This is a genomic window from Chitinophaga sp. 9-1-y (assembly GCF_059511905.2).
The window spans coordinates 3,528,982-3,544,019 of the sequence record NZ_CM197955.1; the positions used below are offsets into that span (position 1 = coordinate 3,528,982).

Genomic DNA, 15,038 nt, shown 5'->3' on the forward strand with positions numbered 1-15,038 from the left:
TTTTTATTCTTTTGTTAATTACAAATCCTGCCGCTTCAATGCTTTCACGGCGTAATCCGCTGCCCGCGCGGTAATCGCCATATAGGTCAGTGAAGGGTTTTGGCAGGCGGAGGAAGTCATACAGGCGCCATCGGTTACGAATATATTTTTTGCAGCGTGTACCTGGTTCCATTCATTGAGTACGGAAGTACGGGGATCTTTTCCCATACGGGCCGTTCCCATTTCATGGATGGCCATACCTGGATAAGAGTCGCGGTCAAAAGCCTGTACATCATTTAGTCCGGCGGCTTCCAGCATGGCTACGGCATCTGCGGCCATGTCTTTCCGCATTTGTTTTTCATTGTCTTTGAATTCGCAATTGAACTGGAGTACCGGTTGGCCCCAGGCATCTTTGGTGCTGTGGTCCAATGTTACCTGGTTATCTTCATAAGGCAGGCATTCACCGAAGCCCATCAGGCCCATTTGCCAGGGTCCTGGCTCTGATAAATAATCTTTGAAGGCATTCCCAATTCCCAATTCTGCAATTCCCCTGGCCCAATCGGAACGGCTGCTATAGCCGGTATAACCGAATCCGCGGATGTAGCCACGTTTATCGTCGGTATTCACGTTTCTGAAACGGGGAATATAGAAACCGGCTGGCCGCTGGCCATAGTAATATTTATCTTTAAACTCGTCTGATGTACCGCTGGCGCCCACATGGAAATGGTGATCCATGAGGTAATGTCCCAGTACACCATGATCGTTGCCGATACCTTGCGGGAAGCGGTTGGAAACGGAATTCATTAATACAAAGGTGCTGCCCAGCGTAGAGGCATTCAGGAAAATGATGTTCGCATGAAACTCCTGCATTTCTTTCGTATGCTTATCTATTACCCGAACACCGGTGGCTTTGTTTTTGCTTTCGTCGTAAATAATGCTGTTCACAATGGCATCTGTTACCAGCGTCAGGTTACCTGTTTTAGCAGCGGCCGGCAAGGTGGACGACTGTGAGCTGAAATAAGCGCCAAATGGACATCCGCGGGAGCAGCGGTCGCGGTATTGACACTTGCCTCTGTCGCCGATAGGTTGTGTAAGGTTGGCGGTACGGAAGATGGTCATTTTCCTTCCGGGAAATGCGGATTCAATGCGTTCCTTTGACTGTTTTTCAAAACAGTTCATTTCCATTGGTGGCTGAAAAACGCCGTCCGGCAAATGTGCCAGGCCTTCTTTTTGTCCGCTGATACCGGCAAATGCTTCCACATGATCATACCACGGAGCCAGGTCTTTATACCGGATGGGCCAGTCGATGCCAATGCCTTGTTTGATATTGGCTTCAAAGTCGAGGTCGCTGAGACGCAGGGAACCGCGGCCCCACATGATGGAACGTCCGCCTACGATATCGGCACGCATCCAGTCGAACCGTTTTTTTTCTGTATAAGGGCTTTCGGTGTCTTTCGCCCAATAGCTTTCATTAAATTCTGTATATACCCGGTCACGGATCAGGTAAGGATGTTCTTTAGATTGCGCGGTGGTAGTGGATCCGCGGTGCGTTACTTCCCACGGTGCTTTCAATGCAGTGGTATAATCTTTCACATGTTCCAGTTGCCGGCCACGTTCCAGCAATAATACTTTCAATCCTTTTTCGCATAATTCTTTTGCCGCCCAGCCGCCTGAAATGCCGGAGCCTACTACAATTGCGTCAAACGTATTTAACGCTTTTGCTTTAAGGTTCAAGTTAGCCATACACCGAAATAAATATTGGTCAGGCTGGAAAAATAATAAAATAATGGAGAAGTGAAAGGCAATTTGGTATGAGCGGAAACGTGTTGTTTTTACGCTAATTCAGCGCTGTACCAGCAACGGTTTGCTTAAACTACTCTTCCGGAAAATGCACTGCCTGTTTAAATGTTTATCGTTATAAGTCCCTGCCCACGCTTACTCCGTGTAATCAAGTTCTTTCGAAAACGTTTCCTCCATGCGCCACAAGGCCAGCAATGCAGGTATGATCGTACCTAAAGCAATGATGCCTGCTGCCATGGTGATGCTGGTATGCGTCTTTAATAACAGGAATAATGGTGTAAATATATTTACACTGCCCCGCACAAAATTAGGCACGGTGGTGGCCACGGTAGCACGCAGGTTGGTACCGAATTGCTCCGCTGCAATGGTCACAAATAAAGCCCAGTAGCCGATGGCAAATCCGAGTAGCCCGCAGATGCCATAGAAAACAACAGTGCTAACGCCGGCGGCATTGAGATAGATGACTACCGTTATCAATGTCAGCATCACGAAAATAAAAACCGCCGTTCGCCTGCTCCGGAGATACTGGCTCAACAAACCGCTGCACACATCTCCCAGGGAAAGTCCTATATAACAAAACATCACGGCCTTGCCTGCATAAATAGTAGCTGTTATTCCTGCAGCCTTCCCAAATTCAGGAGAAAAAGTAATCAGTATCCCGATCACAAACCAGATGGGTAAGCCGATTAAAATGCAGCGCAGGTATTTGCCAAACCGCTGCCAGGTAGTAAACAGTGCAAAGAAATTACCACGGGAGGTGGTGGCTTTTTTTACCTCGGTAAACATGCCCGATTCGAATACATTAAATCGTAGTACCAGCAACGTTAGTCCCAGGCCGCCGCCAATAAAATAGGCTATTTTCCAGTTGAACATGTCTGCTACCCAATACGCCAGCACGGCTCCCAGCACCCCTACTGCCGATACAATGGTGGTGCCGTAGCCCCGGATTTCCTTCGGCAGGATTTCGGCAACCAGGGTAATGCCGGCCCCTAATTCGCCAGCCAGCCCGATGCCGGCAATGAAACGCAGCAAAGCATACTGATCGACTGTGGTAACAAAGCCATTGGCAATATTGGCCAGCGAGTATAGTAAGATAGAACCAAACAATACAGATAAACGTCCTTTTTTATCGCCATAAATACCCCATAGAATACCACCCAGCAGCATTCCCGCCATTTGCATATTAATCAGGTAAACGCCCTGCTCCAGCAGCGCTCCCTCTGTTACGTGTAATGCCCGCAAACTTGGAATGCGCACAATACTGAATAATAACAAGTCGTAGATATCTACAAAGTAACCTAGTGCCGCTACTAAAACGGGTATGGAAAATAGTTTTGAAACCCTGTTGGCTGATTGATCCATGTAATAAAGACGAAGAAAAGTATCCAGGGAATCCGTGTGGAAAGCAGAAAGCTGAAAGCAGAAAGCTGAAAGCAGAAAGCTGAAAGCAGAAAGTAAAAAGCCTTTGAAACGAGTGATAGTAAAGGACATTATGCGCTTTAATTACTCGTTTCAAAGGCTTTTTACTTTCTGCTTTCTGCTTTCTGCTAAAAAAAATTTGCGTAGTCAAATAACTACACATATATTTGTAGCCAAATAGCTACGCAATGAATTTAAGAAGAGACGTATTTCAGGCCATCGCAGACCCCACCAGGCGGGCAATACTCTTGTTGGTGGCTTCGCAGGCCATGACAGCAGGCGCGATAGCTGCCAACTTTAATACCGCCAGACCCACCGTTTCCAAACACCTCCAGATCCTCACCGAATGCGAATTACTGGAGCAAACACAAAACGGCCGGGAAATTCATTATCATATCAATGCGAAAAAAATGAGAGAAGTCGCCGATTTCATTGAACCATTCCGCAAAATGTGGGATGACCGATTTAATGCCCTGGAAACAATTATGAAAACCTACAACGCTAAGAAAAAAGATTGACCATGGAACTGAAAACAAAAATCAACGCAGAAGATGGCAAACAGGAACTCACGATTACCCGTGAATTTGAATTGCCCGTAGCGCTGCTGTTCAAAGCTTATGAAGAACCGGAGATTGTAGAACAATGGATGAACACCAAAGTATTGAAACTGGAAAACAAAAAGCATGGCAGCTATTACTTTGAAACCACCGACCCTAAAGGGAATAAGTTTGGACTCAACGGCACCATCCACGAATTCCGCCCAAACGAACGCATCACGCGAACCTTTGAAATGGAAAACACACCATTTGCTGTGCAGCTGGAATTCCTCCAGTTCGAATCCCTGACACCAGACACCAGCAAACTCACCATGCACATTATCTATAAATCGGCTGAACAGCGGGACCAAATGCTGAAAATGAGTATGGCTAAAGGCATGAATATGGCACATAACCGACTCCAGGAAATTGTTAACAAACTAAAATAATTCACCATGACAAAGAGAAATAAAATTATTTACTGGATCGCTACACTATGGCTTTCTCTCGGAATGGGTTCCAGCGCCATTGTACAATTACTGGGTGTGAAAGCAGAGAATGACTTTATTACCCATCTTGGCTACCCTATTTATTTTCTAAAGATCCTGGGCACCTGGAAAATACTGGGCATCATCACCATCCTCCTACCAAAATTTCCGCTGTTGAAAGAATGGGCCTACGCCGGCTTCTTCTTTGTTGCCTCTGGTGCATTTTGCTCCCATGTGATATCGCACGACCCTTTCAAAGATATGTTTCCTTCTATCCTGCTACTGGTGTTAACCATAGTATCCTGGTATTTCCGGCCAGCCGACAGAAAACTGCCATTTGCTCACTTTAATAACGCTACCGTATGAATCCTAAAACAGATTTTTATTTTGATAAAGCCGGGCAATGGCAGAAGGCCATTGAGCACCTGAGAAGCATTGTGCTGGACTGCGGGCTTACGGAAGAACTAAAATGGGGTTCTCCCTGTTACACCCATCAAAACAACAACATCGTTTTAATACATGTGTTTAAAGAGTATTGCGCCCTATTATTTTTCAAAGGTGCCCTGCTCCATGATGCAGAAGGCATATTGGTACAACAATCGGAAAACACCCAGGCCACCCGGCAGATACGCTTTACCAGCGCCAAAGAGGTCACTGCTATGCAGGCCGTTATAAAAGCTTACATCTATGAGGCTATTGAAGTAGAGAAAGCGGGCCTGACGGTGAAGTATAAAAAGGTGGAAGAGTTCCACATGCCGGAAGAGTTTCAAACGAAGCTGGATAAAATGCCTAAGCTGAAAAAAGCGTTTGAAGCATTAACACCGGGCCGGCAAAGAGGCTATCTCCTTTATTTTGCGGCGGCCAAACAAGCTAAAACCCGCGAATCCAGGGTAGAGAAATATATAGATCACATCCTGGAAGGGAAAGGATTAGATGATGAATAAAACCATCAACTGGCGGAGGAAGCACCGATGGTGTTCCCCGCCAGTTGGCCATATGATCAAACCGGTCCTTATTTGCTGAGAAACTCGTTGACCACGATCACAAATGCTTCTGGTATCCGGCTGCTCTTATCCGGGGTAGCTGCTTCTCCCATATATTCTCCGTGGCCGCCAGGGAAAATTGCCAACTGTCCGTGTGGCAACGTGTGGGATAACGCCAGTGCATGTTCCGGCAATATCAGTTCCATTGCACCATTTACTACCAGGGCCGGCGCCTGTATCCCTTTAATATCCGTGTCAGGAATATCCTTAAATCCTTTCATCCTGGCTACATCCCTGTTAAACATTGCCTGTAATCCTTTGGGATCCGGATTGGTTTTGAGATAAGCAGTTTTTAATTCCTTCGGCATAACATCCAGCGTTGCATGAGAGAATCCGTCGAAGAAGCCGGGAGGCGCTCCTGCACGGCTGTATAATGTAGAGCACAATATCAGTTTATTCACCACTTCCGGATGACGAATACCGATTTGCAGTGAGGTAGTGCCACCATTGCTGAATCCAAGAATATCCGCTTTGGCAATGTGAAGTTGCTGCAATAATGCAGCAATATCATCTGCATCCTGTTCAAATGTCATCTCCCGGTCGATGTCGCGCGTATGGCCATGGGCCTGCATTTCTACGGCAATCACCTGGTGGGTTTTAGCCAGTTCCGGCAAAATGCGTCCGAAGCTGGACTCAATAGTGGAGCCTCCCCCATGGATCAGTACCAGTGGTTTACCGGTGCCGTGGATTTCGTAATACAATTGTAGGCCATTAACCGCTGCATATTGTCCCTTCTGTTGTGCATTTACCTGTAACAGGCCCAAAAGACAGGCACATAGCAATAAAATTGATCTGCGTTTCATAAAGTTCGTTGTTTGAGCTACAAACTTAGGCCGGAATTTCCAGGCGGCAGGGTTGTCAAAATGCCAATTTGCGGGGCGATTACGACAAGTACTGAAACGTTCCAAAATGTGCGTTTATGCAGCTATTTCCGGCGCTTCTTTTTTGCTCAGCACAAACACCCGGTACATCACCACCTCACTTACCAGGATCAGGGATATATAGCTGAACGCCAGGTTTCCGCCGTCTTTTGCAGGCAGCAGGTACAGCAGCATGGAACTCAGTATGGATACCATCACATATACCAAACCGCCTGTTAGTCCCCCGGCAATACCCGCATTTTTCGGAAACCGCTGCAGGCAGAAAGTGAAATAGTTATTGTAAGTAAAACCCGCGCCCACATGCACGAGGAAAGCAAACAACAACACGGTCCATATCTCCCTGAATATATAAAAAGTCAACAGCAGCCCCAACGCGCACAATAACTGCAATGCCACATTCACACTCATCTTGCCCAGCAGTGGTTTATTAATCAGGCTTTTCCCGATAAAGCCGCCTACCATCCAGGCAAATCCCAGTACCAACGAGCAATATCCTGTTACCACCGGTGAAAAATGAAAGTAATGTTCTATGATAAACGGCCCCGACATGTTATACACCATTACCATGGAATAGGCCAGCCCCAACATAGAGATACCCAGGGTAAAGCTGCGGGTACGCAGCATATTCACATAAATAGACAGGATTTTCACCGGATGAAAAGCTGTGGCATGTTTGATGGTTTCCCCACTGAACAGCAGTTCCAGTATAAACAAGATCGCTGCAAAACCACCCAGGAAATAAAAGTTAGCACTCCAGCCAAAGCTCACTTCCAGGTAACCGCCAATAAAAGGCGCTACAATTGGGCCGGTAGACCAGATGATCGTAAAAATACTGAGATAACTTTTCAATTTTTCTCCTGCGTACAAATCTACAAATAACGCACGCTTGGCTACTACCATGGAGGCAATGGTAATACCATGTATGATCCGCATAGCGTAAATCAGGTATATGCTATGCGTATTGGCAATCACTACACAGGATATACAAAAAACCAGCATAGCCCACATAGCAATCCGGTATCTGCCATAGCTATCCAGTATACTGCCCACAAACAATTGTGAAACGCCATAACTAATCAGGAACAAGCTCAGGGTCAACTGGGCCTGGCTGCCCGTAACGCCCAGGTCGGCGGCCATCCCTGGCAAAGAAGGAATGTAAATGTCGGTAGCCAAACCTGACATTGGTATCATCGCAAAAGCCAACAAGGTAGCCGTCCAGATATTCCCTTCTTTTATACGGCGGGTATTAATTGTGCTGGTAGTCATTTTACAGTAGCTGTTGATTCGTTCCCGGCAAAATTAGGACTTAATCATTTAAGCGCCACCGCCTTTTTTATTACCTTTAAATAAACAATCCAGGAAGGATTTATATTAATGAGGGCACCCAACAAACATCCTGCTTTTCTTTTGCTGGCGATATTGCTGCTTACCAGCGCCTGTTGGCAACGGGACAAGGCCAGCATTTTTTATCACCAGGTGAATGCTATTTACGGATTAAAAAACAATGCGGTAGCGCATTATTTGTCTGTTTCCTCCGCCTCTACCCAATCGTTTGCTGTAAGCCTGCATAAATATATCAGCGCTGTGGATGAACTTCCTCCTTTTCCGCCAGGCGATTCCCTGAAAAGTATCGTCCGGGAAGAATTAATGCTGCTCGATTCACTGGCCCGGAAAGATAGTACCGCTCCCGATAGCCTGGCTAAAGCAGCCATAAAAACAGCCATCAGCAATAGTTCCTTACCTGAACGAATATACGCTGCCAACCGGCGCTTCGCCGATAGTTTCCGGTTGCCGCCACTGAATCTGCCCGACAGATAAAAACCGGCCATGATGGCTTTTACAATAAAGCTACCATGGCCGGCGATTTTAGCAACACTCCCCTGTTTCGTTATTCATCTCCCTTAATCCTATCCCCTTTTACAGGGGAATAATCTTCTTTTAACACTCCATTGACGCTTAGTTTTTCGAAGTAACATTTTACGCCCACCGCCTGGCTAAAGTCTTCTATATGCTGAATATGAAAGTGCAGATGAGGTTCTGAAGAATTACCGGAATTACCACATTGGCCCAGCAGCTGTCCCTGCTTTACGAGGTCGCCCTGTTTTACTTTTACACTGTTTTGTTTAAAATGCGCGAGCAAAATATACTCTGCATTTTTTGTTTTCAGCAACACCGCATTGCCCGGGATATACATGGCATTCATAAGGCCGGGTATATTGTCTTTCACCCCGTCTACCGCCATTACAATTTCACCATCGCAAGGCGCCAGTACAGGTTGGCCAAATGCGTAATAGTCATCATTGCTTTTGCCATTGGTTTTAAAAGAATGTCCTTCTTTGTTGTTGATGACAATATCAAATGCATTTTTCTGAAACGGCACCACCACGTGATAGTTCTGTTCTTTGGTATCGCCACCCCAGAACACCGTCCACTCACCTTTAAAAGGCAGGTGCATCAGCGTTTTGTTGCGCAGGGAATCTGGCGCATAGGGCTTGGCGTACAATCCTGTAACAGCGTTATTGGGGTCTGTCGCCAGTTGCAATAAGAGGATTCCTTTTTCAAAAGCCGCCTTGTACACCGCAAATTCTCCCTGGTACGACACAAAATCCGTATTCCTGATAGCGCCGAATCGTTTGTTTAATTGCGTCAGGAAAGCATTTGTTTTATCCCAGGGCAGGCCTGTTTTGGCTTGTTCGGAGAAGCTGGCGAAAATACTGTCGTACGCGCCGGCGTTATAATACTTTTGGAAGTTGGCAATGGCGGACTTGCTTCCGGCGCTTTCTGTTTGTGCAAAGGCGATACGAAAAGTAAGCGACCAAATCATTATAAGGGCAATACGTAAGTTCATAGCAAATGATTTTTTCATTAGTTGCGTAAAATATCTATAAACTTACACCCGTGAAATTTTTTGGGTCAAACGCATAAAAAAAGCCCATCAAATGGGCTTTTTCTATGTTCAACTTTTTTATGCTTACTTATCTATTACATTAATTTCATAGATAGATGGCGCCGCCGTTGCTTTAATAACACGGAACCGTAGTTTGGAAGCATGATAACTACGCGGCAGGCGGATTACCTTACAATCGCCCATCGGTTTTGCTTCCATGAAAATAGTTTCCCATTCGCCATTCGTCAGTATATCGATGGCGTATTCCTGGATACGAGGCATTCTGATCTGGGAGAAGCCATCCGGCAGTGATTTAGTGTCTTTATACTCAAAGATGCTGATTTTATTAAACGCATCATTTGGCGACAATTCCATTTCCAGGGTAGCAATGGTATCTTTATCTGCTGCGGCCCAACGACTGCTGAGGCTACCATCATTCACGGCTCCTGCTGCATATTGGTTCTTTGGATCTGCATATACGCTGGTGGCTGTTGCGGGCTTATGCGAAGAAATAAAGCGACCATTTTTAGGCAACGGTTTATTCATCGCCAGTCCCAGTCGCTTGCCCAGGCTGATAGCTTGCAATGCCGTATACTCCCTGATTTGTCCGGTTTGATCGGGCGGAATATTTATAACGAGGCTGTTATTGTTGTCTGTGCTCCAGTAAAACAGTTCTTCCAGTTCATCCAGTTCGCGTACCGGCAGCTGTGTCGATTTTTCAAACCAATTCAGGCGATCGCTGATGCAAATGGTATGTTCAAAAGGAAGGTAGTAAGATTTTCCGTTGTGCAGGTATTGCTTTTTATCGAAGCGGGTAATCATTTGTGGATCCCATAAACGAAAATCTGAAGGGAAGTATTGGAAGAAGTATTTATTATCAACTGTCATTTCTCCTGGTATGGTGGCCTGTCTTTTTCCTTCTTCATTTACAATAGTATGGTTCACACTGACAGCGCAATTAGGATTATATTTCTTCACCAATTGATATACCTGGTCGATTCCCCATTCATCTGGTTTGCGGTCCCAGCCACCATCCAGCCAGAGTTCACAGATGTTGCCATAGTTGGTGAACAGTTCTGTTAACTGGTGGAGCATATAGTCTACGTATTTCTGTTTGCTGGGATCTTTGTAAGATGGTTCATGCCGGTCCCATAAGGAATAATAGATAGCAAACTGTAGTCCATACTTTTTACAGGCATCGGAAACTGCTTTTACCACATCGGTTTTCACCGGTGATGATGCCACATCATACGTGGTGTATTTGCTATCCCATAAACAGAAGCCATCGTGGTGTTTGGTGATCAGCAATACATAACGAAAACCGGCATCCCTGGCCGTACGCACCCATTGATCAGGATCCAGCCGGGTAGGATGATATTTTTCCACGGGAATAGTGCCATCTGACCATTCCACATCGGCAAAAGTATTGATCCCGAAATGGATGAACATACCATAACCCCGTTGAATCATGCGCTGCTGTGCAGCATTAGGTTTATTGGATGGTTGCAGTACCTGTGCCTGGCTAAAGCTATGCAGGCATGCCAGCACACTAATGAGTAACGCTCTTCTCATGATAATCTTACTTTACAAAATCGAAAAACTAAAAATAGCGGAAGCAGCGCAACTATTCTGGAACATATGTGACTTTTACTAGACGTATTTTAACAAAAAAGCCGGCACTTGATGAGTACCGGCCTTGTTGCGTAAAAAACGTGTGAAATGTTTATCGTTTAAAAAGATAACCTACGCTAACACCGAAGTAGCGGTTCTTTTCCTTTTCATCCGGATATGGGTCAACATTTACAAGACCCAGGCTATAGTTTACACTAAACGACAAGCCCATTTTCAGTTCATATCCAAGCATAAAGTTACCGTTACCAACCTGGTATTTGAATACTTCTTCATTGGGTTATAAACATTATATCCCTCAAATATAAGCCGCAATATTTCTTAGTGGAGAGAAAACACTGTTGTTCTTATCGAGACAGGAAAAGTAGTCGTCTGTTACACTACACAAAAAAATGCGGACAGCATTTCTTAACTATTGCAAAGAAATACTGCCCGCATGAGGCGAAATTTTTTTACGCTTGCATAATATGTCCGGGGCGGATTCCGTAGCCCTGACGATCTTCATCAAACAACATTTTCATATGCCCTACCATCATGCCATCCCATCCGGCCTGGCTGAAGTAAACTTCGTTGTCCAACTGGTTGCGGTAGACCATCATTCTTTGTAATTGTTGTTGATGGCCGCCGATTACAAAATCAATATGTGTGCTATCGGTAGCCATTTGTTTGTTATTGGGGAGTTGTTGATCTCCCAGATGCGACAAACAGATCACGATCTGGCAACCATGGTCTTTTTTGAGGCTGGTGGCTATTGCATTCGCGGCAGCTATCGGTGATAAATAGGTAACTCCATTGTGTGACGCCAGTTGGGGGCCTACACCCGTGATACCAATTTTGATAGATCCTGCGTAAATAATTTTATAGGGAAGTACCTCGCGACGAAGTACCGGATCGGTGAAACGATAATTGCAATTCACCAGTGCAAACTGCATGTGAGGTACTAAAGCGGCCAAGGCGGCCTGACCATTAGCTAATTCACGGTTACCAATAGTAGCTGCATGATAGCCCGCTTGGTTCATGGCCTGGATCATTTTCAGGGAAGCAGCGGGATCGTGTTCATGATTGATAAAATCACCGGCATCTACGAGTAGCCCTTCCCGTTGTGCGGGGAGCAATGAAGATACTTGTCCATGCATGTCGTTGGTGTACCAGATCATGCATTCCCGGTTGTTACCGGATAGATAGGTGGCATTACCGGTAGTGGCTGCGAGTGATTTAAATGGCTTTTGCAATAACAGCAATCCCGTTACCAGGGAGGCATTAGTGAGAAATGAGCGGCGTGATGTAGTCATATTATAGGGGGTATAGAAAAAGTCTTGTTGCGTTAAGTATTTCTACGCTTTTTTGTTTTTATTGATTGAAATTATTGTCAAGATAGAAATAATTTTTATTTTTGACGAAATTTCCTTGCTTAATCATTAACTATCCCTAACTACAACCAGATAAATTCGTCATGGCTACGCCGTTTCTTTCAGAGATCATGATGGTCTCATTCAATTTTGCCCCGAAAGGTTATGCCTTATGTAACGGACAACTACTACCAATTAATCAGAATGTAGGGCTTTTTTCACTGTTGGGAACTACCTATGGAGGTGATGGACGGGTAAATTTCGCGCTGCCGAACTTCCAGGGACGCATTCCCATGCATGTTGGTGCCGGCTATACACAGGGAGCAACTCCCGGGGTGGAAGCAGTTAAGCTAACCCTCAGCAATATGCCTGATCATAGCCATACTGTACAGGCCACTCTCCAACAACCAGTAGGAGATACCGCTACGGAGTTATCTCCTGTAGGCGCGTTGCCTGCCAGTGCAGCAGCAGGGGCTCCCCGTTATAGTAGCAAAGCTGATGACCGTATGTCCGTTACATCCTTGTCACAAATGGTAGCCGATCCCGTAAACCAGCCGTTGACAACAGAACTAAACTCAACTGGAAACACAGCTTTTCTGAACATGATGCCATCGCTTGGCATTAATTTTATCATCGCTTTACAAGGCGTTTTCCCCTCACAGTCTTAACTATACCTTATGTCTGCGGACGAATCATTTGTCGGTGAAATTATTATGCTGGGATGCAACTTTGCACCCAAAGGCTTTGCCCTTTGCGACGGGCAATTACTCCCTTTATCTCAGAATACTGCCCTCTTTTCCCTACTGGGTACCTATTATGGAGGAGACGGTAAAAGCACTTTTGCGCTACCGGATATGCAGGGAAGAGTTCCTATAGGTACAGGACAAGGCCAAGGCCTGACTGACAGGCCTTGGCCAGGAGAAGCTAGCGGACAGGAAACAGTGACACTAACAACGGGTGAATTGCCCTCCCACTCACATGTGATCAATACCAAACCGTTAAGCTTCCCCGTAGGTGTTGCCAACGATACCTATAACCCGGTTGGTCATTACCCGGGTGTAGCGGCAACAGGTGCACTATACGCAAAAGCAACAGCCAATGTTGGTTCGCTACCGGATATGAAGCCTCAGATCACTGCGATGCCGCTGAATTATGCAACACAACCGGTTAATAATATGCAGCCGAGCCTTGTTATTAATTTTGCGATTGCTTTACAAGGCGTATTCCCTCCCAGAGGATAACAAATAAAACACCCCACAATGCCTTTTGTAGGAGAAATCAGAATATTCGCAGGAAATTTTGCGCCTGTAGGGTGGGCGCTCTGCCAGGGGCAGCTAATGCCTATTTCAGAAAACGAGACACTCTTTAACCTCATCGGCACTACCTATGGAGGTGATGGCCTTGAGACTTTTGCATTACCAGATCTACAGGGAAGAGCCCCTCTTCATCCGGGAAACACTCATATGCTCGCAGAAAAGATTGGTCAAGAAACTGTGACGTTAAACGCGAACAATCTTCCGGCACATGCGCACCGGGTGGATGGTCCGGTATTTATTCCCACCATGGGGGCAAATCCAGGTGGCCTGTTACCCGCAAGCAACAACTACCCGGCTATTACGAATGGCAGTAAGGTGTATAGTACGGTGAAAGATACTACTAACAGGCTGGCACCCGTTCAGGTGCTACCTTCCGGAAGTACTACCATGATGGTGGTAGTACCCGCCGGCGGTAATCAACCTAAGGAGAACATGCAGCCTTACCTGGTTGTTAATTTTATCATTTCGCTGTATGGCATTTTCCCTTCACCTACCTGATAACGGCGGGCAAATAAATATGAAAATAGGAGTACTATTACCAAGATCTACATTTCATCCCTTGCTGCAACACGACTTGCTGCAAGGGATGCAGGCATATCTGCAATACAAAAATATTAACGCTGCATTCATAACTGCCAATATCGGGTATGGTATAGATGGAGATTTGTTGGCAGAACAGGCAGAAAAAATGTTGCTGGAACAACAGGCACAAATACTGATTGTATATGCCGACCAAACAACGGTGAGCAAAATTGCGAATCTTGCGAAGTCTTTAAACCGCCTTGTTATTGTAATACACAATGGCGCCAAGTATCCACACGACTGGGAGCCACATCCAACGGTATTGTTACATACCCTGAATAATGTGATCCAGTGCAGATTAACGGGTAAGTATGCAGCGGGGCTTTCCGCCTCCGCGGCGGTGTGTACCTCTTTCTATGATGGTGGCTATGCACTTTGTCATGCCACCGTGCAACCGTACATGGATCTTGGTGGCGAGGTAGCCTACAACTTCGTTAGTCAATATACTGTTAAGGATTTTAATTCCACCCCACTTCATCATTTTTTAAACAGCCAGCAGGAGGTACAAGCCTTATTGGCCATTTACAATGGAGAATTGGCACATTGCTTCCTGCAGCAATTACAACAGGCGAACATTACACAACCCCTACAGATATTCGGTAGTCCTATGATGCTGGATGAAACGATTACCAGTGTACATGGTGCATTAAAGCTACCCTTCAGCGTCAGCGGCTATGTACCCTGGGTATCTACACTCGACAACAAAGCCAACCAGCTATTGAAACAACAATATAAAATTCATTCTGGGAGAGATGTCAATCTTCCGGGTATGCATGGCTGGGACACCGGTATGATCCTGGAGCATATTTATAACACAGCCGATACGCATCATTTTCGTGCAAGAGAAATACTCGCTGGTATGGAACATATCACACTGGACAGCCCCAGAGGTGTTTTACAAATGGATGCTGCCACCCATTATATGATAGCGCCGGCCTGGCTGGTACAAACCAACGAGGATTTTATACCGGAAGTAATTGGCGGAGCAGATAATACAACTGAAGTGTGGCAGGAAATTATAAACGAGCAAAGAGACGGTGTAGCTACCGGTTGGATTAACACGTACCTATGTGCCTAGATCAGGCCACTGACATGACTGAATCATTTTTCGTCCTGGAAAGCAGGACGT

The 15,038-nt window shown here is 45.7% G+C and carries 17 protein-coding genes; 9 read left to right on the forward strand and 8 right to left on the reverse strand.

What is annotated here, in order from left to right:
- Positions 1-18: 18 nt before the first annotated feature.
- Positions 19-1,722, reverse strand: a complete 1,704-nt coding sequence (locus AC5ZC7_RS14020; protein WP_496161939.1) for a GMC oxidoreductase — start codon at positions 1,720-1,722, stop codon at positions 19-21.
- A 192-nt stretch (positions 1,723-1,914) separates the two neighbouring features.
- Complete coding sequence (locus AC5ZC7_RS14025; protein WP_496161940.1) at positions 1,915-3,270, reverse strand: MFS transporter; 1,356 nt, start codon at positions 3,268-3,270, stop codon at positions 1,915-1,917.
- Positions 3,271-3,386: 116 nt separating this feature from the next.
- On the opposite strand from AC5ZC7_RS14025, the gene AC5ZC7_RS14030 reads away from it, so the two are divergent.
- The 4 genes from AC5ZC7_RS14030 to AC5ZC7_RS14045 are packed head-to-tail and all read left to right on the forward strand — an operon-like array spanning position 3,387 to position 5,166.
- A complete protein-coding gene (locus AC5ZC7_RS14030; RefSeq protein ID WP_496161941.1) occupies positions 3,387-3,716 on the forward strand; it encodes a metalloregulator ArsR/SmtB family transcription factor in 330 nt (109 codons plus the stop codon).
- Between the two features lie 2 nt (positions 3,717-3,718).
- Entirely contained in the window at positions 3,719-4,183 is a 465-nt protein-coding gene (locus AC5ZC7_RS14035; protein WP_496161942.1) for an SRPBCC domain-containing protein, read from the forward strand.
- Positions 4,184-4,189: 6 nt separating this feature from the next.
- Complete coding sequence (locus AC5ZC7_RS14040) at positions 4,190-4,588, forward strand: DoxX family protein (protein WP_496161943.1); 399 nt, start codon at positions 4,190-4,192, stop codon at positions 4,586-4,588.
- Complete coding sequence (locus tag AC5ZC7_RS14045) at positions 4,585-5,166, forward strand: DUF1801 domain-containing protein (protein ID WP_496161944.1); 582 nt, start codon at positions 4,585-4,587, stop codon at positions 5,164-5,166. Before AC5ZC7_RS14040 ends, AC5ZC7_RS14045 begins: the two co-directional genes overlap by 4 nt.
- A 68-nt stretch (positions 5,167-5,234) precedes the next feature.
- On the opposite strand, the gene AC5ZC7_RS14050 is transcribed toward AC5ZC7_RS14045, so the two are convergent.
- The gene (locus AC5ZC7_RS14050) at positions 5,235-6,068 is read right to left on the reverse strand and encodes an alpha/beta fold hydrolase (RefSeq protein ID WP_496161945.1); all 834 of its coding nucleotides are present in this window, start codon (positions 6,066-6,068) and stop codon (positions 5,235-5,237) included.
- 114 nt (positions 6,069-6,182) lie between these two features.
- Positions 6,183-7,412, reverse strand: coding sequence for an MFS transporter (locus AC5ZC7_RS14055; protein WP_496161946.1), 1,230 nt, complete (start codon positions 7,410-7,412; stop codon positions 6,183-6,185).
- Positions 7,413-7,520: 108 nt separating this feature from the next.
- Between AC5ZC7_RS14055 and AC5ZC7_RS14060 the strand changes: the two genes are divergently transcribed.
- The gene (locus AC5ZC7_RS14060) at positions 7,521-7,964 is read left to right on the forward strand and encodes a hypothetical protein (RefSeq protein WP_496161947.1); all 444 of its coding nucleotides are present in this window, start codon (positions 7,521-7,523) and stop codon (positions 7,962-7,964) included.
- 70 nt (positions 7,965-8,034) lie between these two features.
- On the opposite strand, the gene AC5ZC7_RS14065 is transcribed toward AC5ZC7_RS14060, so the two are convergent.
- From AC5ZC7_RS14065 to AC5ZC7_RS14080, 4 genes are all read right to left on the reverse strand, one after another.
- The gene (locus AC5ZC7_RS14065) at positions 8,035-8,994 is read right to left on the reverse strand and encodes a peptidoglycan DD-metalloendopeptidase family protein (protein ID WP_496161948.1); all 960 of its coding nucleotides are present in this window, start codon (positions 8,992-8,994) and stop codon (positions 8,035-8,037) included.
- Positions 8,995-9,117: 123 nt separating this feature from the next.
- Complete coding sequence (locus AC5ZC7_RS14070) at positions 9,118-10,605, reverse strand: alpha-L-fucosidase (protein ID WP_496161949.1); 1,488 nt, start codon at positions 10,603-10,605, stop codon at positions 9,118-9,120.
- A 151-nt stretch (positions 10,606-10,756) separates the two neighbouring features.
- Positions 10,757-10,897 carry a hypothetical protein gene (locus tag AC5ZC7_RS14075; RefSeq protein WP_496161950.1) on the reverse strand — a complete coding sequence of 47 codons (141 nt, stop codon included), beginning with the start codon at positions 10,895-10,897 and terminating at the stop codon, positions 10,757-10,759.
- 217 nt (positions 10,898-11,114) lie between these two features.
- Entirely contained in the window at positions 11,115-11,954 is an 840-nt protein-coding gene (locus tag AC5ZC7_RS14080; RefSeq protein ID WP_496161951.1) for a bifunctional UDP-sugar hydrolase/5'-nucleotidase, read from the reverse strand.
- A 161-nt stretch (positions 11,955-12,115) separates the two neighbouring features.
- Between AC5ZC7_RS14080 and AC5ZC7_RS14085 the strand changes: the two genes are divergently transcribed.
- Genes AC5ZC7_RS14085 through AC5ZC7_RS14100 form a run of 4 tightly spaced genes read left to right on the forward strand, consistent with a single transcriptional unit; the run spans position 12,116 to position 14,987 of the window.
- Complete coding sequence (locus tag AC5ZC7_RS14085) at positions 12,116-12,679, forward strand: tail fiber protein (RefSeq protein ID WP_496161952.1); 564 nt, start codon at positions 12,116-12,118, stop codon at positions 12,677-12,679.
- Positions 12,680-12,688: 9 nt separating this feature from the next.
- A complete protein-coding gene (locus AC5ZC7_RS14090) occupies positions 12,689-13,252 on the forward strand; it encodes a tail fiber protein (RefSeq protein ID WP_496161953.1) in 564 nt (187 codons plus the stop codon).
- A gap of 18 nt (positions 13,253-13,270) precedes the next feature.
- A complete protein-coding gene (locus AC5ZC7_RS14095) occupies positions 13,271-13,825 on the forward strand; it encodes a tail fiber protein (protein WP_496161954.1) in 555 nt (184 codons plus the stop codon).
- 19 nt (positions 13,826-13,844) lie between these two features.
- Positions 13,845-14,987, forward strand: coding sequence for an ABC transporter substrate-binding protein (locus AC5ZC7_RS14100; protein WP_496161955.1), 1,143 nt, complete (start codon positions 13,845-13,847; stop codon positions 14,985-14,987).
- The last annotated feature ends 51 nt before the right edge of the window (positions 14,988-15,038 follow it).